16 protein-coding genes are annotated in these 17,169 nt (G+C 58.4%); 3 read left to right on the plus strand and 13 right to left on the minus strand.

The features are described from left to right. Nucleotides 1-70 precede the first annotated feature (70 nt). Nucleotides 71-1,888 (plus strand): sigma-54-dependent Fis family transcriptional regulator, encoded by a 1,818-nt coding sequence (locus tag AC07S6_RS04345; RefSeq protein ID WP_495111796.1) that lies wholly within the window; start codon nucleotides 71-73, stop codon nucleotides 1,886-1,888. Between the two features lies 1 nt (nucleotide 1,889). On the opposite strand, the gene AC07S6_RS04350 is transcribed toward AC07S6_RS04345, so the two are convergent. The 5 genes from AC07S6_RS04350 to AC07S6_RS04370 all read right to left on the minus strand — a co-directional run bounded on the left by AC07S6_RS04350 (nucleotide 1,890) and on the right by AC07S6_RS04370 (nucleotide 6,302). Beyond that, on the minus strand, nucleotides 1,890-4,007 hold the full coding sequence (locus tag AC07S6_RS04350) for a TonB-dependent receptor family protein (protein ID WP_495111797.1): 2,118 nt from the start codon (nucleotides 4,005-4,007) through the stop codon (nucleotides 1,890-1,892). A 135-nt stretch (nucleotides 4,008-4,142) separates the two neighbouring features. After that, nucleotides 4,143-4,412 (minus strand): hypothetical protein, encoded by a 270-nt coding sequence (locus tag AC07S6_RS04355; protein WP_495111798.1) that lies wholly within the window; start codon nucleotides 4,410-4,412, stop codon nucleotides 4,143-4,145. Nucleotides 4,413-4,544: 132 nt separating this feature from the next. Continuing rightward, on the minus strand, nucleotides 4,545-5,285 hold the full coding sequence (locus AC07S6_RS04360) for a hypothetical protein (protein WP_054917155.1): 741 nt from the start codon (nucleotides 5,283-5,285) through the stop codon (nucleotides 4,545-4,547). A 151-nt stretch (nucleotides 5,286-5,436) separates the two neighbouring features. Further along, the gene (locus AC07S6_RS04365) at nucleotides 5,437-5,793 is read right to left on the minus strand and encodes a hypothetical protein (protein ID WP_495111799.1); all 357 of its coding nucleotides are present in this window, start codon (nucleotides 5,791-5,793) and stop codon (nucleotides 5,437-5,439) included. Between the two features lie 311 nt (nucleotides 5,794-6,104). Beyond that, nucleotides 6,105-6,302, minus strand: a complete 198-nt coding sequence (locus AC07S6_RS04370) for a hypothetical protein (protein WP_069558233.1) — start codon at nucleotides 6,300-6,302, stop codon at nucleotides 6,105-6,107. A 461-nt stretch (nucleotides 6,303-6,763) separates the two neighbouring features. On the opposite strand from AC07S6_RS04370, the gene AC07S6_RS04375 reads away from it, so the two are divergent. Further along, on the plus strand, nucleotides 6,764-6,973 hold the full coding sequence (locus AC07S6_RS04375) for a hypothetical protein (protein WP_034135893.1): 210 nt from the start codon (nucleotides 6,764-6,766) through the stop codon (nucleotides 6,971-6,973). 3 nt (nucleotides 6,974-6,976) lie between these two features. Here the strand turns inward: AC07S6_RS04375 and umuC are convergent, their stop codons facing one another. Together umuC and AC07S6_RS04385 are read right to left on the minus strand one after the other, a co-directional pair. Then, complete coding sequence (gene umuC, locus AC07S6_RS04380; RefSeq protein WP_495111800.1) at nucleotides 6,977-8,251, minus strand: translesion error-prone DNA polymerase V subunit UmuC; 1,275 nt, start codon at nucleotides 8,249-8,251, stop codon at nucleotides 6,977-6,979. Beyond that, the gene (locus AC07S6_RS04385; protein WP_034135895.1) at nucleotides 8,244-8,669 is read right to left on the minus strand and encodes a LexA family protein; all 426 of its coding nucleotides are present in this window, start codon (nucleotides 8,667-8,669) and stop codon (nucleotides 8,244-8,246) included. The genes umuC and AC07S6_RS04385 overlap by 8 nt, the downstream gene beginning before the upstream one ends. A gap of 101 nt (nucleotides 8,670-8,770) precedes the next feature. On the opposite strand from AC07S6_RS04385, the gene AC07S6_RS04390 reads away from it, so the two are divergent. Beyond that, the gene (locus AC07S6_RS04390) at nucleotides 8,771-9,463 is read left to right on the plus strand and encodes an SOS response-associated peptidase family protein (protein ID WP_495111801.1); all 693 of its coding nucleotides are present in this window, start codon (nucleotides 8,771-8,773) and stop codon (nucleotides 9,461-9,463) included. Between the two features lie 263 nt (nucleotides 9,464-9,726). On the opposite strand, the gene AC07S6_RS04395 is transcribed toward AC07S6_RS04390, so the two are convergent. The 6 genes from AC07S6_RS04395 to AC07S6_RS04420 all read right to left on the minus strand — a co-directional run bounded on the left by AC07S6_RS04395 (nucleotide 9,727) and on the right by AC07S6_RS04420 (nucleotide 17,110). Then, entirely contained in the window at nucleotides 9,727-10,278 is a 552-nt protein-coding gene (locus AC07S6_RS04395; RefSeq protein WP_495111802.1) for a lysis system i-spanin subunit Rz, read from the minus strand. Then, entirely contained in the window at nucleotides 10,278-10,703 is a 426-nt protein-coding gene (locus AC07S6_RS04400) for a cell wall hydrolase (RefSeq protein WP_138725928.1), read from the minus strand. The genes AC07S6_RS04395 and AC07S6_RS04400 overlap by 1 nt, the downstream gene beginning before the upstream one ends. Nucleotides 10,704-10,760: 57 nt before the next feature. Next, nucleotides 10,761-11,315 carry a tail fiber assembly protein gene (locus tag AC07S6_RS04405; RefSeq protein ID WP_495111803.1) on the minus strand — a complete coding sequence of 185 codons (555 nt, stop codon included), beginning with the start codon at nucleotides 11,313-11,315 and terminating at the stop codon, nucleotides 10,761-10,763. After that, nucleotides 11,316-12,074 carry a hypothetical protein gene (locus AC07S6_RS04410; RefSeq protein WP_495111804.1) on the minus strand — a complete coding sequence of 253 codons (759 nt, stop codon included), beginning with the start codon at nucleotides 12,072-12,074 and terminating at the stop codon, nucleotides 11,316-11,318. Between the two features lie 750 nt (nucleotides 12,075-12,824). Beyond that, the gene (locus AC07S6_RS04415; RefSeq protein ID WP_060765032.1) at nucleotides 12,825-13,109 is read right to left on the minus strand and encodes a hypothetical protein; all 285 of its coding nucleotides are present in this window, start codon (nucleotides 13,107-13,109) and stop codon (nucleotides 12,825-12,827) included. A 41-nt stretch (nucleotides 13,110-13,150) separates the two neighbouring features. Continuing rightward, complete coding sequence (locus tag AC07S6_RS04420) at nucleotides 13,151-17,110, minus strand: TipJ family phage tail tip protein (RefSeq protein ID WP_495111805.1); 3,960 nt, start codon at nucleotides 17,108-17,110, stop codon at nucleotides 13,151-13,153. Nucleotides 17,111-17,169: the final 59 nt, after the last annotated feature.

The following is a 17,169-nucleotide window of genomic DNA, read 5'->3' on the forward strand; positions in this document are numbered from 1 at the left end:
CTCCCACATTGCTCGATGTCTGACGTTAGATGGCGCAAGACCCGACAACAATAATAAAGAAGGTCGCACGATGGCCGAACCCTTGACCCACGACACCCTTATCCAGGAATCCTGGCGCCGTTGCCGCGCCTACGGCCTGGACCACCAGAGCGCCCCCAGCTTTGACCAACTGCCCGCCGAAGGCATTCGCCAGCTCCTGGAAAGCCAGCATTCCCTGGTGCAGACCACCCACCAGGAAGTATTGCCCTACTACGAGAACATCCTCAGCAACTCCAATTGCCTGATCATGCTGGCCGACAATCAGGGCCAGGTGCTGACTTCGTGGGGCACCCAGCGGTTTATCGAACCCACGCTGGCCCGTGGCTTCAGCCCCGGCGCCAGTTGGATGGAACGCGCCAGTGGCACCAACGCCATCGGCACCGCACTGGCCTGCGCCCAGGCCGTGCATATTGAGCACGATGAACACTTCCTCAAGGCCAACCGCTTCATGACCGGTTCCGCGGCACCGATTTTCGACGCCCAGCGCGAAATCATCGCGGTGCTGGACGTGTCCAGCGACAGTTACCTGCCGCCCTCCCACACCCTGGGCATGGTCAAGATGATGAGCCAGACCGTGGAAAACCGGCTGATCCTCAACCTGTTTCGCGGCGAACATTTCCAACTGACCTTCAACACCGGCCTGAGCAACCTCGACAGCCAATGGGCCGGCCTGCTGATCTTTGATGAAAGCGGCCAGGTGCTCTCGGCCAATCGGCGTGCGGATAACTTGCTGGGCATCAGCCTCTCGCGGGTGATGATCGACAGTCTATTCAAGGTGTCGCTGCTGGAGTTGCTCAACCAGCCGGAAGGGCTGCCCTTTGCGTTGCAAGCGGCGGGACGCAATCGGTTCCAGTGCCTGTTGAAGCGCCCCAGGCAGATGCCGGTGCAGGCCCGGGTGTTCAGCCAACCGCAGCCGCCAGCACCGACCTCGATCAACCTCCAAACCCTGCATTTTGGCGATGTGCGCGTGGAAAAAGCCGTGCGCCAGGCCGAGCGCCTGCTGGAAAAGGACATTCCGTTGTTGATTCACGGCGAGACCGGCGTGGGCAAAGAGGTGTTCGTCAAAGCCCTGCACCAGGCCAGTTCCCGCAGCCGGCAGGCGTTAATCGCAGTGAACTGTGCGGCGATTCCCGCAGAACTGGTGGAATCGGAACTGTTCGGCTACGAAAAAGGCGCCTTCACTGGCGCCAACCAAAAAGGCAGCATCGGCCTGATCCGCAAGGCGGACAAGGGCACGCTGTTTCTCGACGAAATCGGCGATATGCCGCTGCCCACCCAGGCCCGCCTGTTACGGGTATTGCAGGAGCGCTGTGTGCAGCCGGTGGGCAGTAGCGAGGTATTCCCGGTGGACTTGCGCATCATCTCGGCGACCAACCGCGCACTGCGCGAGCTGGTGCAGGCCGGGCGCTTTCGCGAGGACTTGTACTACCGCATCGGCGGCCTGACCCTTGAATTGCCGCCGTTGCGCGAGCGTACCGACAAGCAGGCGCTGTTCCAGCAACTGTGGCAGCAACACCGCGAGCCGACGCAATGGGCCGGGCTGAGCGCCGAAGTGCTGAGGCTATTCGAGCAACACCCGTGGCCGGGGAATTTACGCCAAGTGAGCAGCGTGTTGCAGGTGGCGCTGGCAATGGCCGAAGAGCAGCCGATCCGCGCAGAGCACCTGCCCGATGATTTTTTTTTGGATTTGCAGGCGACAGTGCCGCTGTCTAAACCTGAACACCTGGATGAAAGTCTCGACCTGAGCCAGCGCCTGGAAGCCGTGGGCGGGAATATTTCCCACCTGGCGCGAGAGCTGGGGGTGAGTCGCAACACCTTGTACAAGCGCCTGCGCCAACACGAAGGTTGATTTAACGCCAGCTCCAGGAAACGCCGGTGTAGATACCACGCCCATCAGCGGGGGTGGAGCGTGCAGCGTCCATGCCTTTGTCGTCGTAGCCCGGCGTGACGGTGTTGGCGTAACGGCGGTTGGTGAGGTTGCGCAGGTCGACCCAGGCTTGCCAGTCCTGCTTGGGCGCGTCGTAGCCGAAGGTGGCGCCGAGGGTGGTGTAGGCCGCCGCGTAGTAGGAATTGGCGTAGTCCACCGCTACCCGTGATGCATGTTCGGTATTGAGGCTGGTGTAGAAACCCGTCGGGTGGCTGTAGCGCAGTTGCGCCTGGTAGTAGTGCTTGGGAATGCCGGGCAAGGTGTTGTCGCCGAAACGCTCGTCGTCGCGGTAGTGGAAGTCGCTGAAGGTGTAGGCCTGGCGCAGCTGGAGCTCACCGCTGCCGCCGCCGTCCCACAGCGGGCTGAGCAGGCTCAGTTCCACGCCCTGGTGCACGGTGGGGCTAGCGTTGGATTCGGCGATGATAGCGTTGCTGGTGGCAGTCTGGGCCTGGGTCTCTACAGAAAGCAGCTCGTGGCGAACTTCCGAGCGATAGAGCGCCAGGTCCCATTGGCCGAGCCAGGCTTCACCGCGCCCGCCGACTTCCAGGGTGGTGGCGGTCTGATTACGCAGCTTCAAGCCTTCGCGCTGCAACCCCGTGGCTGCCCCACTGCCCGGGCCAAAGTATTTGTTCGAACCCCAGATCATCGACCACGCGTGCGGTGGCTCTACCGAGCGGCTCAGGTTGCCGTAGACCTGCAACTGCGGGGTGAAGTCGTAACGCAGGCCAATGCGCGGCGCGTAATCCCAATCATGCTGACTGAGCGGTGCCTGGCCGTCAGGGTAAGTGACCTGGGTTTCGCGGCGCGTATAGATGGCGGCAAGGCCGGTGGTCAGCCACAGATCCTCCACCAGTTCCAGCTCGTTGCCTACATGCAGCACAGTATCGGAGCCCAGGTAGCTGTAGTCGCGGGTCTTGGTGCCGGGGGCATAAATGGCAGTATTGCCCGCAGGGATGCGCACGTATTCCGACGCGCCATTGTTCGGCATCGCCTGGGTAGTACGCAGGCCGAGAGTGGTGGTGCTGGCATGGCCGAACAGGCTGTCCTGGCGGATGTAATTCAGGGTGCCGCTGATATCGGTGTAGGCAACTTTGAGGCGGTTGGTGCCTTCGCGCAGGTCCATGGGGTAATCGTGATAGGCCAGCCCGACCTCGACCCGCGCATTATCGTCCAACCGCAAGGTGGTCTTGTTGGCAATCCAGGTGGAGCCCGGTTGCAGGCGCTTTGAATCGCGGGCGGCATTGAGACTGTTGGCGGCACGCGGATCATGGCTGATCTGGTCACGCGTGAGCCTGCCGGGTGAATCGTTGGTGGTTTCGCGGTAACGCAAGTAGAAGCGCGTTTCCAGGTCCGGGTTAAAGCGGTAGCCGAAGTTCGCGGCGATGCCCTTGCCGCTGCCGGCGCTTTGGTGCTGATAACCGTCGGACTCCGAATCGGTGAGGCTGATGTAATAGTCGGCGTCCCCCAGCACTTGCCCGGAACTGACTTCACGCTGGGCATAGCCGCGACTGCCGACCTCATAGCGCACCTGTAGCTTGGGCGCGTCCAAGCCGGTGCGGGTGACGTAGTTGACCGCACCGCCCAAGGCCAATGCACCCTGATCGAACCCGTTGGCGCCACGCAGCACCTCTACCCGGCTTTGCCACAGCGGGTCCTTGAGCTCATAGGGCGTGCCGCCTGGGCCGGTAAGCGGCAGGCCGTCGAACATTTCATACAGGCCGGAGGCATGGGCACCGGGGGCGCGGTTCAGGCCCGAGCCACGAATGGACACCTTCACCCCTTCGTTATTGGCCGCCTTGGCGTACACACCGGCCTGGTACTTGAAGACATCCTCGTTGGTGCTGACACGTCCCTGTTGCACGCTGTCCATATCGATGTAATTGGTGCCGCCGGGCACGCTTTTGAGCTGCGCCTGGGCGATTTCTGCGGCACTGGCCTCAGCCGTAGTGACTTCAACCGGCGCCAATTGCAGGCCTTCGGCCTGTACCAGCGAACTGAGGGTCAAGGCGGCAAAAATAAACGGGGGGTGGCGCAGCAGCATTGGGAGCAGGTCCTTGGAATCCGGGAACGTGCCGGGCCGAGCCCACCACGCGAACAGTGATGGGAAGGCAGGTACGCCCCTCGAGTCACTCCTTAATGACGGACAGGGGCGTATCAAAAACAGGGGTGAATCAGTTTAACCATCGGCAGTTGTCAATGTCCGCATCAGATCATCTGCATCCGACCCCGGCGGAAAGCGAAAGCCATACATTTCGTCAGTGGCGAGAATCGCCCCCAAGGTGTCGCGCAACTGGTCTTCCGTGGGCGAGTCACGCAATAACTTATGCGCCGGCAGCAATAACTCGGCAGACACGCCCTGGGCGGTCGCGGCGTCAATTACCGCATAGAGGATAAACCGCAAGCGTATTTCGCGATCCGTGGGCCAAACCGTTTTTCGTTTACCCAAGGGAGGGCCTCGTGTTTAAGAAAAATCCGAGGCTATTGCCCGCAGGCAAGCCTTTCAAGCCGCCGGAGGCAAGATAGGCCGCTTCCTACAGCCGAAAGGGAAACACCGCACCAATTGGTCGATGCGATGGCCTTACTGCACCGGTAGGAAGTTCATCAGCAACAGACTTTGTGCGTAATTGAGGCCAATGCGCCGGTAGCGCTCATCAAGGATTTGGGTCAGCAGGTCCAAACGCGCGACGATCTTGCCGAACTCAACGGCAAAACTGAGGTTACTGCCCTCCTCTGATATCTCGTTGGAAAACAACAGCAGCACGCCGTTGGCATCCTGACGCTGGCTGAGCAACCAGGTGGCCTTTTCGATATTGCGCGCCGCATTGCTGACAAACTGCGGATTGATCGAGTCAGTCACATAAAACTGCGTACGCCCGCCGTGAGCGGTCACGAGCATGCTGCCAATCGCGTAGATGAACGCGCCGACGCGGTCGCCGCGAAAGTCAGGGCTCAAGGAATAACTCAGGGCAGCCAGGTCACTACGATCTCCCAGTGCGGGCAAGGGACGGCGATTTTCGATGGCCTGACGGATTTGCCGGGCGGCGGTCACTGCATCCGGATAGCCCGATTGACGCCACTGGTTGGGGTTGCGCAGGTAGAGCTTGCTCATCAGCAAGTAGAGGCTTTGCAGGTTGTCACGCATCCCCAGGGTGGCCATGCGGTCGACGCTGGTCTGGAAGAATTCATCGGGCTTGCCATCGCTGAACTGCCTGGCGATATCGCGACCCTGTTGTTGGCTGCAACCTGTTGCGCAGAGCGCGAAAACCGCAGCAAGCAGCAGCGGCCATCGGGAGGTAAAAACAGTTGACGTTCGATCCATCGGCACCGGGTCTGATTCTGTTGGCCACCCGTGGGAGTCGGGTGGCTGGGACAGGGTAGATCAGCAGAATGGAAAAAAGTGCAGCGGTGCAGGCCAGATAAGCATCGGACTACAGATGCTGATCTGACCCGGCACTTGATTCCCCGGCGTGCTAGAGCGCTACCGTCGCAAGCATCCCCAAGGCGCCCAGGCAGAACCCGATCAACGCGCCGCGCCCTGGAGCTTCATGAAACAGCGCCCAGACCACCACAGGCTCCAGAAGCAATAACGAAGTGACCGAGACTACCGTGACAATCCAGATATCACCGACAACCACAAACCCCAGCCAATAGGCGCCCAGCAGGCAAAGCCCGGCAAAACACATCAAGACCACAGGAAGTACAAAGACCTCCCAGGAACCACTGCCGGCCTGGGCCAACTTGGCGGTAACCACCTCACTGTAGATTGCACAAAACTCACCGACCACCATCAACCCTAGAGCAAAAACTCCGAGTAATTCTTTGGACATATCAAAAACTCCTTCGTATTCAGCGCACTGTTTTTCAGCTCCCAGTCGGCAGTGCTGCAGCCGTCGTGAGCGTCGTTGCCTTGATACAAAGGGTTCTTTAAAAGGCCCGAATTACCGAAATGCTTGTCCATGCTCATGTCCTTCAAAGGGTTGAGGCTCAGCGATCCAATACAGTGCGTGCTGATCATAGAGGCATCGTGAAGCCATTCACAATTATGCGATGCCAATACTTAAGGATTACGGTTAATTAAATGCGCCGAAAACCGCAATAAAAACCCGGCGCTGGGCCGGGTTTATTGATCGGGAGGTCTTCAGGTAGCAGGGTGCTCACTTGCCACGGAATCCGCCGCGTCTACATCCGACATGTCCTCCTCGATCGGGGCCTCGTCATCCGGGGGTAGCGGGATATTGTCCTCATCGCGCCGTGGGTCATGCCCCGTCTCATTATCGGTGTTACGAGTAACCGCTTGCTGGGAAATGTTGCCTGGGGCTTTCTCGTTGATTTCCATGCTGGCTCTCCGTGTATCGCTCGGGATATCCGTGCTTAAGATTGAGAGGTAGCAACGGATGGAGAGTGCCGGATGTTAGACGAATGGTGGTTCGTCTTTGCAAGGTATGAATGCAAAAAACAGCGTTTATTTGATTATCAGCACACTCAAACCCCAGAAACGCAAAAGCCCCGCTTTCGCGAGGCTTTTGTGTAAATCTTGGCGGGAAACCAGGGATTCGAACCCTGGAGACGCTATTAACGTCCGCCGGTTTTCAAGACTGCCGAGTTAGCTACAAAAATCAATAGCTTAGCCATGTATAGTTTCCGCAACTTAGAGTTTTTAACCAGCCTACAGCCCGCGTATATCAAGGGGCGTGCACTGGGTTGCGGAAATGATTTACCCCTCCTCCGGCGTCCTGCCGAACGATCTCCCAACTCCATAATTTGCCTGCTACGCTGTTCGCTCACGGAGGAACAACGATGCCGAACTCAGACCTAATCCCTTCCCTGCTTTCCAAACTCTACGAAAACCAGCTCGCCCTCGAAGCGTCCATCCTGGAATTGTCCAACTGGGTGGAGCAGCGTGGCTCCGCCGAGGTAGCAGACAACGTGCGAGGCGCCCTTTTCACAATCGGCCACAATGAAGAATTCATCAAAATGTCTCTGGCTGTCCTTATGACGGAGGAATGAGCGCTACTTGCAGGCCACCGTCCAGAGTTGGTCCAGCTTAGTGGTATAGCTCTGGCTCATCATCTCTCGACGCATACCCCAGTCAGGGTTGGTAGGTACGCTGGCAGATCGAAGCGTTCCCTTTCCCCAACGTTCATTGATCTGATCAAGGACAGTCATGACCTGGGTTGCCTCGGTCGGCTGCGATATTGCAAAAAGATCATCGGTGTATTCGCCTGGCTGGCACAGGTTGAGCAGCATTACCTCGGCCTTGCTGTATTTGAAACCCGGGCGGAAGATCCGATCGAGCGCGTCTACCGCCGCCTTCGTGAGCAGGCGCACGTCATCGGTAGGGTATGGCATATCTACCACCACCCCGTTGGCGTACTTGGCTTCCTCCGGATTGAACATGCCTGTGCGGATGCAGACGCGGACCTTTTTGCAAAGCGAGTTCTGCGCACGCAGCTTTTCCGAGGCTCGCATCATGTAGGTGGCCACCGCCTCCTTGATCGGCGGCAGCTCAGTCAGCCGCTTGCCGAACATCCGACTGCAGCAGATTTCCTGCTTCGGCGGGTCGGGCTCGTCCAGCTCCAAGCACGACGTGCCGGCCAGTTCACGCGCCGTTTTCTCGATCACTACGCTGAATTTCTTACGGAGCGTCCAAGGATCTGCTTTGGCAAGGTCCATCGCTGACTTTATGCCCATGGCGTCGAGGTGGAGTTTCATTTTGCGGCCCACGCCCCACACTTCGCAGACGTCAGTATTACGCAGGACCCAATCGCGCTTGACCGGATCGGTGATGTTCACTACACCACCGGTTTGAGCTTGCAATCGCTTTGCCGTGTGGTTGGCCAGCTTGGCCAAGGTCTTGGTGCTTGCTATTCCAACCCCCACTGGAATGCCAGTGCAGCGCAGCACCCGCTCCCTGATTTGACGACCCAAAACATCCAGCCCAGGAATACCCGATAGGTCAGCAAACGCCTCATCGATACTGTAAATTTCAACGGCAGGAACCATCGATTCGATCAGAGTCATCACTCGCTCGCTCATGTCGCCATAGAGCGCGTAGTTAGACGAGAAGGGAATGATGCCGTGTTGCTTCAGCTTGTGTTTGATTAGAAAATACGGCTCGCCCATCTTGATAAACGGCTTGGCGTCGTAGCTGCGGGCAATGACGCAGCCATCGTTATTGCTCAGTACGACGATAGGCACCTTTGCCAGATCTGGACGAAAGACCCGTTCGCAGCTCGCATAGAAACTGTTGCAGTCAATCAGCGCGAAGACCGGCGCGTTAGACATGACTGCGCACCGTGCTGGTGATCACGCCCCAGATCGATAGCTCATCCCCCTCCAGGACATACCGCGCTGGGTATTTCGGATTCTCCGACAGAAGAATCACCTCTTTCCCACGTTTGCACAGTCGCTTGCAGACGGGATCATTGTTCAAAAGAGCTACAACGACGTGTCCGTGGGCCGGCTCAATTGACCGATCCACAACAGCCAAGTCTCCCTCAAAAATTCCCGCCCCTTGCATACTTTCACCAGTAATCGCGATGAGATAGACATGCGGCGCCCTGATATTTAGGACCTCATCCAATGAGATGTGCTGCTCGATGTGATCGGCTGCCGGTGATGGGAATCCAGCAGGTACACGAAACGAGCAGAAAGGCAGCTTCGTGCCGCCTTCGGATATAGGACCTAAAATGGTAAAGCTCATGATGCAGCCTTCTACACATACTGTACGAATGTACAGTTAACTTTGCGGCCGGCTTGCGGTCAATTTTTCTGTAGGGGATTTCGACAGACGGAGAGGTGCCTATGTGCGGAAGGCTTTCGCAGTACCGGGGAATCCACGACTTCGTTGCAGCGCTGTGCATGCCCAATGCTCTGGCGAACTCTGTGGGCGATCAGCCGATTGAGCGGTACAACGTGGCGCCATCAACCACGGTTGCATTGCTGCACCTGCAGGGAGACCTGCTACACGCCGATCCAGTTCGCTGGGGTTGGCGACCACACTGGGCAAAAGACCGTGCAGCGCCGATCAATGCTCGCGTGGAGAAAGTCGCCCACGGCCCGTTCTTCCGGGCGATCTGGCCGCACCGGGCGATCACGCCTATCGACAATTGGTTTGAATGGGTGGATGAGGGCGGGCCCAAGAAACAGCCCTACCTCATCCGCCGGAGAGATGGTGCACCGATACTCTGCGCTGCCATTGGCCAGCTACCGGACGCTGATGAAGGACCTGGCGAGCATGATGGTTTCGTGATCATCACCGCCGACAGCGCCGGGGGCATGGTGGACATCCATGACCGTCGCCCCGTGGTGTTGACCCCGGACCTGGCTCGGGAATGGTTGGATCCGGCCACGCCCAAGGAGCGCGCCGAGCAAATGGTTATACACCAGGGTGAGCCGTCCGATGTGTTCGAGTGGTTCAAGGTAGATACGGCTGTGGGCAACGTGCGAAACAAAGGGCCTGAGCTAATCCAGGCAATCAAGCCACCTTTGAAATAACAAGCAACATTCGCTGCACTGACACTTCGAGCAATTTTTTAACGATCGTCTAAGGTCATCCTTGCAATCCAACTGAGTCGCAACAAGGAGAATGTTATGTCCAAGTCTGGAGGCGGCAAAAGCAATTCAGGATCGACTAGCAAAACTGGAAGTGGCAAAGCTCCACCAGTTCCGAACCTTCCGAGCACCACAGGTAAGCCTTCAGGCGGCGGCCGTGGAAATGCCGCACCTAAAGGCAAGTAACTCCTGACGGCCGCTCACCTTCAGTGGGTGGCTCTCTCATTTTCCCCACCGCTCACTTTTCGCACATACGCTTGGCATGCGCGCAGCGCAATCAATCCTTGGTCGCCGGAGTCTGTGATGGCGATAATTCTTTGAGCATGCGCTGGGTCAAGTTGGGCTCGACGGGCTGCATGAACCACGCCGACGGCGCCGGGGGCGGTAGGCACGTTGCAGCTACTGGCTGAATCCTCGGCAATGAGGACTGACAGCCGGACATCAGCAGTAGCAAGCTGGTCACGCAGGCGAGCCTGGTTGCGCTGGGCATCGGATAACTCCTTGGTGTGGTGTTGGTCCTGGATCGCGAGCTGTTGCTCGGTGGCCAGGCGCTTATCCAGCTCGGCCGACTGCTGAAGCCAGGCCTCGCCAGTGATTGCATCCAGTTCCTTCTGGTGGCGGGCGCCCTGCTCCGCGATACGCTCAGACATCCTCTTGCCCAGGCGCCACTCCTGAACCTGCCACGCACTGCCAAAGCCGATGACCAGCGCCAGCAGGATTGCCAGCCCAAGGCCGATCAGCTTCTGTACCGGCGTCATCACGGCACATCCTTGAAGAACACATGGTGACCCAGGCGCAGCGTCTGCGTGGCCTTCGCCGCCCAGGCCGGGGCCTTCGGCATTGTCGTTGCGTAGTAGTGCGTGGCCCCGCCGGTTGGATCAGGCACGGCGCCGGACATCACCTGGTCAGCCGCACGCTGGGCTTGGGCAAACTGCGCAGCCGGGATCTGCTTGGCGCCGCTCAGGTAGGCGTAGTTCGGGTCGTTCTGGTTCCAGCAACTGAACTGCCAGGGCTTCAGGCACACACCGGCGTAGCCCTCCCCCCACCACGACTTAGCCTTGCCGTCGAACACGCGGTTGCGGATGGTCCAGGCCACGGCAATTTGACCATCCAGCCCTTCGCCGCGGGCCTCGCCCCACAGGGTGCGCGCCAGGATGTCCCGGTCTTTCTCGGTTGCGTTCATACTTTTCTCCAGGCAATAAAAAACCCGCTCAAGGCGGGCGGCGGTGACCGATGACAGTTACGCGGGCACTACGGGCCATTCAATGGCATCCGGGAACTGCGGCTGCTCAATAACGCGGCTCAGCGCTACACGGTATTTTTTCCAAGACTTGAGGGCGGCGAGGTCTGCTTCCGTGGCTTCGTCGACATCTACAGCGTCCTGGAGTGGCTTGATCACATAGTCTGCGACGGACCGCAAGCGGGTGATCTCCGCGAAAGCAGTCTCCATGGGGTCGGCTTCAGGCGCTGTTAGCTCAGGAACCACCTGAACTGGCAATGAATCCACGGCTACATGCAGAGTGATGCTGTGCGCCAAGTTGGCGGACTCGCCATCTTTAGCCACGCTTACGGCCAGCACCCCGTCGTTGTAATTTATGGCTACCGAGCAAGACGCATCGACCTGGTTCAACACATAACCCCAGCCTTCTGGCGGCGGAACCATGCCAAGCGTTCCGTGCACCAGGTATTGGCCAGGGCCAGGGTGCTCGGTGGTGATGGTGTTAGCACCCAGGGAGGTGACATCAATAACGGCACCGTCAGCACCGAGAATGTTTACTGCTGCGCGAGTTGTCATTTAGATAGCCTTGAGTGTGCCGTCAGCGGCGCGAGTGGTATTTCCGGTGTGGTAGAGCTCAAGCCAGGGTGTTGTGGCGCCATCGTAAATAGACTGAAACTTGATAGTGCCGGAGTTACCAGCCAGGCCGTACGGCCACGCGACTGTCAGTCTGTTGGATCCATCGGAGTGCCGAAAAATCTGCTTGTACCAGTAGCCCGTGCCGCCGCTGGGCATGCTAGGAGACCCTGGCGGATAGAGGTTAGGGTCAATACCATGCACAGCATTAGTCAGCCAGCTCTGAACTACGCTCGTCCGCGTTCTGCCAGTCGCATAAGCATCTGCGACGTTGCCGTTCTCGTAGCCGATAGAAGCCACAGCCGCACTACCCAACTGAAGGCCAGCTCGGGCCGCTGCTGGGTTGTTGCCGCCTGTGCCCCCCATGGTTACAGGGACAACGTTTTGTGTGGAGACCAAACCAAGGCCCGCCAATGTCGCCCCCCACTGCTGAATCATCGCCCGGACTTGGTCGGCCAGATCTTTCGTGTATCCCTGCACAGGCATGAGCGCATACGAACCTGCGCCGTTAGATGCGCTTCGATAGTTCGGCGTGATTGATAGCGAAGTGTTGCTGGCGATATTGGTTACTTCGTACTGCCCGCCATCAGGGCCTATAAATGCATCACCCACTCGACTATTTGCGAGAAAGGCCGTGCCGGAGCCGACTACGGCATTCGAATTCAATGTTACAGAAACCGTACCCGTTCTATACCAAGGCATATTTATCTCCAAATAAAATGTTTTTCGTGGCGGCGATATTATCTAAAAAAGCCAACGGCTTAAATCAAGTCCCAGGGAGCCTTGCATATACTGCCGCCATGCTACCGATATCCGTCCAAGCCCCAAGAGCAGTCACGCCAAAAACCTGCAAGCAGGACTCGTTATAATTAAATCTAACTCCAATTGGCGTCCAGTTAATATGCGATGGTGTAATTAACCCTCGAGAAAAAGGGTTAATCATAAAATACTCATCGCTCAAAAGCTGACCTACAAGCAAGCTCTTCCAGTAATAGCCGTTAGCAATAGGGTTAATTATCACTCTCCCCTGAAACGACCATGAGTGACTGGCTCGGGAGAATAATACCGGCACAGTGCCGGAGTCGTAGATTATGCTCCCGTCTTCCCCCCACATTCGCAACCCGTATTGAGCCTTTGAAAGTGAAGCGAAGACTGCTGCAAACCACTTACCGTAAGGCCGATCATTGATATTACGCGTTGAAAGAACAAAGCCTGTCCAGTTCCCCGCGCCCCCGGTTATGACCAGCCCTGCATATAGGTCATCAGGTCTGGCAGGAGTATTCTGCATAAATATGCATGGAGGCTCCTGCGTGGTTATTGGGGCTGGAAAGTTGACATATGCATTGGAGTTAGAGGTTGCAGCATACGAGCCGCTATAAACAGCACAAAGCCTGGGCATCTCAGAATCTATTTGTATATAGCGTTCATCGTTAGCCACCGACAATCCGAAAGTCAATTTTTATACCTCATGACCAGCAATCTAAATTTGATCACCGTACCCAAAGACTTGTCTGCTTCAGCAGGGTGCTTTCCGTATACATTAACGACACCCTCCCCGACCGATACGTAGGGCAATGCACTGTATATATATTCATTGGCAGGCGGCTCGGTCGGCAGTATCACAGCAGAGCAGTTGCTTGGACTGAAGCCGGGGACAGAAACGGTAATGGGGCCTCCGGTGGTTGCTTGATAGAGTCCGTTGTGGAGGATTTGATAGGTAAAACTATCAGTGTCCATTTCTAGAGCGCCTGATTCGCTCCACGTTCTTACACCATGGCTCATGCGTCTAGATCTCCAAGCTGTACACGTTTGCGACCACTTGCGTCGTATACCTTGATGGCCCGATTCGTCATTGATAGACGGCCGCCACCAGGTGCTGGCCCGTTGAATTCAAGGTTCCCCGCCTTATCCAAAAGCCATCCCTGTACGCCGGCCACATAGTTGTCTGATTGCAGCGCCTGGCCGATCTTCAGCATTGTTATAGTGCCGTCCTCGATCATTGCCGACCGCATAAATACTTGGCCGTTGCTCACAACGAATGGGGTTGTCAGCCCGCCTCCGGAAAGCGTGTTCACCACGGCAAACCGGTCAGCACTCACCAGGAACTGGCTTTGCAGCAAGCCATCGGCATTCTGCTCAATGCCCAGACCAATCCCAGCAGCCACGTACTGGCCGTTTGAGTTCACCTGCATCTTCACCGCCCACATGGTGGACAGCTTTCCATCGGTGTCGGCCTGGGCCTTGGCTGTTATCTGGATCGCCGCCGTGCTCTTCCACTCGCTGAGCGCGCTGGCCAGGTCTCCCTCGTCGGTACCGTCTCGCCCGCCACCCACAACAGCCTGAAGCGTGGTTGACTGCGAGGCGACGGCCTTGGTGGTGTCGGCCAGAGATTTGGTAACCGTCTGAACGGCTGACGAGTTCTCGTCAACTTGAGCCTGCGTGGTGTCGACTCTTTGACCAAGTGCGGTATCCGCATTCGCCCTGGTGAGCGCCTCCTGGGTTATCGCCGCGGCGTTGCTGCCGACGCTTGCCCCCATTTGGTCGATGCGCGTGCTAAGGGCGCTGTCACCATCGGCCCTCGTCGATGACTCCACGCCAATCGCGGCTGTGTTGCCGTCGATACTGCTTTTCAACTGTTCCAGTCGGGTGACTGTCGCCTGCTTGTCAGTGGCCACCACCTGTTCCAGCGTGGTCAAGCTGGCCCTGTTCGCGCCTACTGCCGCATCCAGCGACGTCGTGCGCTCGACCATGGCCAGGTTGTCGGAGGCTTGCACCTTCACCTGCTGGGCAAACTTGGCAGCCGCGTCCCAGTTCTGCAGCGCGTCTGTCAGTGACCCTTCCCCGTCATCCTCCCTCCAGCTTGCCTGAAGCGATTGCACCGCAGATGCTTGGGCAGTGACCTTGCCGTCCACGGTGTCGATGGATGCCTTGTTTTGCTGGATCTGGACCGCCATGGCCTGGGTTGTTTCGGCAATGGTGCCTATGTCGAACCAGTAAGCGGCGTTGGGAGGCGTGGTGTTTTTCGGTACTGGCCCGGTGGCTTGGTACAAATGCTGGCCCTGCCGCACCACATCGCCGGCGGCGTAGGTTTTGGCAGGATCGTAGACCAGAGCGTCCGTTATCTGGTCGATCAGGTCTTCCAGCTCCTGCTTGGCCTGTTCCAGCCGTTCATTCACCGATCCAGGGCCTGAGCCAGAGATGAGCTCAATCTCGTCTAGTAGCTCCTTGGCCAACTCCGTTTCGCCAATCTGGCCGGCGATCAGATCAAGGATCGGGCCGGCCTGTGAACTGGCCTGCCCTATCACTCCATTCACCACCGGATAGAACGGCCCGATGTTGCCGGTCCGGTCCACCAAGCGCGCCCAGAAGAAGAACCGAGCGCCCGCCAACAGCGATTGCATACGGTAGTCGGCCTGCGGGTATGCCAGGTCAGCCAGCTTCGTCGCAGCCGGCAGGCTATTCGCCGGGCCATACCAAAGTTCGGTCCGCTGGGTGTCCTCGGCGCCAGCAGGGAAGCCCCACTTGATGCCAATTCCGAACAGCTCGCTGGTGGTGGTCAGGAACGACACTGCCGGCGGCAGGCCGGTTTTTCCCTCCAAGTTGGTTAGGCTGGAGTTTTTCCAGATCGACGAGATTTCGAAGGCGCTCAATGCGCGAACCCGAGCCAGGTAGGCGCCCGAGTAAATACCGGTGACGTCGACGCTCGTCGAGCCAGTACGCTGCACCTTGATCCAGTTGCCGTTGTCCTTACGCCACTCCACGTCATAAGCGACGGCACCAGTTACGGCAGGCCACGAGATGTTCATGGTGCTGATCGCGATGCCCTGGTTTACCGCGTAGCTCGACGTCAGCGTGACGCTGACCGGCGGCGGTACCACGGTGATTGGTATAACGCTAATGGGGCGCTCTTCCAGGCGAGCGCCGGTATCGATGTGCGCGAACTTGCTCGGGTCGTACTGAACGGCCGATATCTCGAACACGCCGGGCTCTGGCCTGGCCACGCTGACCACCCGGTAAAGCGGGACTGCCAAGTCGTCAGCATCGAGCGCCCACACCAATTCCGGCTCAGGTGTCACGGAGTACGCCACGGTGACCGTGACCTGCCGACCGCTGACCACTTCCACGGTACGCCCCTCGCACTTGCCGTCAGGCAGGTTGAGGATCAGTCGGTCGCCGGGCTTGGCCTGAGTATCGCGGTCCAGTTTGATGACCTTGCCGTTTACCGCCGATATACGCCCGCCAATGGCACGGCCGGCCAGCAGTTCGTCAGCAATCGGGATCACGTAGCCAGGCAGCGGGATACGACCATCCAAACCAACCTTGAAGGTTACTGCCCGATCCTTGGAGTTGGTCAGCAGCGCCCACTTGCCGCGGCGCTGGGCCTCGGATTCGCGGGTGCAACCGATGGCGCTGATTTCCAGCGGGTTATCGCCGTAGCGCCGCTGCAGCTTCTGGTCAGTCACGGCGGTGACGTCGGTGTCGTAGTTGTTCAGCGGGTTGTCATAGCTGACCAGTGCACGGGTGTAGCGCGTGCGCTCAGACGCGCTCGAGTAGGTGAACTTGCCGTCGAGGACGTTGGCCCGGGTATAGGCGAAGTCGAAGTCCGTTGCCCGCGGCATATCCGAGAGAGTGAACACCTGGCCTTGGGCCCAGTAGGTCATGCCTCGGTAGATCGCCGAGATATCGCGCAGCAGTGACCAGGCATCGGCTTTGCTCTGCAGGTTCAAGTTGCAGATGAAGCGCGGCTCCTGTCCACTCTTCCCGTCCGGCACCAGTTGGTCGCAGTACTGCGATATTCGGTACAGTTCCCACTTGTCCACCATCCACGGCTTGATGCGGCGGCCCAGGCCGAAGCGGTCGGCGGTGGTGATGTCGTAGGTCATCCAGACAGGGTTGTCGGTCCAGGCCTGCTTGAAGGTGCCGTCCCAAACGCCCGAGTAACTGCGCGACACAGGGTCGTAGTTGCTCGGTACCTGCATCTTCTTCAGCTTCGTCTCGACCGTCACGGCCGGGATGCTGCGGAACTGCTCAGCGGAAAACTCGATGTAGAGCAGCGCCGTGTTCGGGTAGCGGATCTTTGCGTCGATCACTTCAGTGAAGCCGGCGATCTGCATGGTGTCGGAGATTTTGTTGTTGTTTTGGTTGACCGTGATCCTTGTGATGCGCATTAACCAGCCGGTAGTGGCCTTGGGCAGATCTATACGACGGGTGCGCTCATACACGCTGGTGGTCTTGCCGTCGACAGCCTCGCTCAGTACCTGCTGATAGGCACCACCATCAGTGGCCAGCTCAACCTTGTATTCAATCCGGTACCCGTTGATGTTGCCCCCGGCGTCCACGGACTGGAGCGCAGGCCAGGCGAAACGCACACGCACGGCGGAAAGCTGGGTGTTATTGATCGCCCTAACCCAAGGGGTGCCGCTGCGCAGTTCGGTGCTGATGGTGGTCTCGTTCTCGACCGACGGGATCCCCTGGATATAGGTCTGGTCCACGGCCCCGGTGCGCCACTCCCACTTCACGTTCGGGAAGTTCATGTTGCCCTGGGGGTCTTGCAGCGGAGTGTTGTCGAGGTAGATGTCCCTGGCGGTTGGTGTGCCTTCGAATTCCCCCTCGCCCACAGCGATGAGCATTTTGGCAATGGCAACGGAGCGCAGACTGTCCGGGGCTTCTGTCGGCGCTTTTGGTTTTTCTTCGCCGCCCTTGGCGCCGTGGATGTCGATCTTGCGTGCTGCGCCCATGCTTTTCTCCAGGCAATAAAAAACCGCGATATCGCGGCTTGGGTTAACCTCAACCTTTT

The sequence above is a fragment of the Pseudomonas sp. GW821-FHT07B01 genome (assembly GCF_059419065.1).

Excerpts from the sequence above, each read along its gene's own strand:
- AC07S6_RS04370 (WP_069558233.1), bottom strand. The coding sequence starts at position 6,302 with ATGGAAATCAACGAGAAAGCCCCAGGCAACATTTCCCAGCAAGCGGTT.
- AC07S6_RS04365 (WP_495111799.1), bottom strand. The coding sequence starts at position 5,793 with ATGTCCAAAGAATTACTCGGAGTTTTTGCTCTAGGGTTGATGGTGGTC.
- AC07S6_RS04350 (WP_495111797.1), bottom strand. The coding sequence starts at position 4,007 with ATGCTGCTGCGCCACCCCCCGTTTATTTTTGCCGCCTTGACCCTCAGT.
- AC07S6_RS04360 (WP_054917155.1), bottom strand. The coding sequence starts at position 5,285 with ATGGATCGAACGTCAACTGTTTTTACCTCCCGATGGCCGCTGCTGCTT.
- AC07S6_RS04395 (WP_495111802.1), bottom strand. The coding sequence starts at position 10,278 with ATGACGCCGGTACAGAAGCTGATCGGCCTTGGGCTGGCAATCCTGCTG.
- AC07S6_RS04420 (WP_495111805.1), bottom strand. The coding sequence starts at position 17,110 with ATGGGCGCAGCACGCAAGATCGACATCCACGGCGCCAAGGGCGGCGAA.
- AC07S6_RS04400 (WP_138725928.1), bottom strand. The coding sequence starts at position 10,703 with ATGAACGCAACCGAGAAAGACCGGGACATCCTGGCGCGCACCCTGTGG.
- AC07S6_RS04385 (WP_034135895.1), bottom strand. The coding sequence starts at position 8,669 with ATGAGCTTTACCATTTTAGGTCCTATATCCGAAGGCGGCACGAAGCTG.
- AC07S6_RS04375 (WP_034135893.1), top strand. The coding sequence starts at position 6,764 with ATGCCGAACTCAGACCTAATCCCTTCCCTGCTTTCCAAACTCTACGAA.
- AC07S6_RS04410 (WP_495111804.1), bottom strand. The coding sequence starts at position 12,074 with ATGCCTTGGTATAGAACGGGTACGGTTTCTGTAACATTGAATTCGAAT.
- AC07S6_RS04415 (WP_060765032.1), bottom strand. The coding sequence starts at position 13,109 with ATGGACACTGATAGTTTTACCTATCAAATCCTCCACAACGGACTCTAT.
- umuC (WP_495111800.1), bottom strand. The coding sequence starts at position 8,251 with ATGTCTAACGCGCCGGTCTTCGCGCTGATTGACTGCAACAGTTTCTAT.
- AC07S6_RS04390 (WP_495111801.1), top strand. The coding sequence starts at position 8,771 with ATGTGCGGAAGGCTTTCGCAGTACCGGGGAATCCACGACTTCGTTGCA.
- AC07S6_RS04405 (WP_495111803.1), bottom strand. The coding sequence starts at position 11,315 with ATGACAACTCGCGCAGCAGTAAACATTCTCGGTGCTGACGGTGCCGTT.
- AC07S6_RS04345 (WP_495111796.1), top strand. The coding sequence starts at position 71 with ATGGCCGAACCCTTGACCCACGACACCCTTATCCAGGAATCCTGGCGC.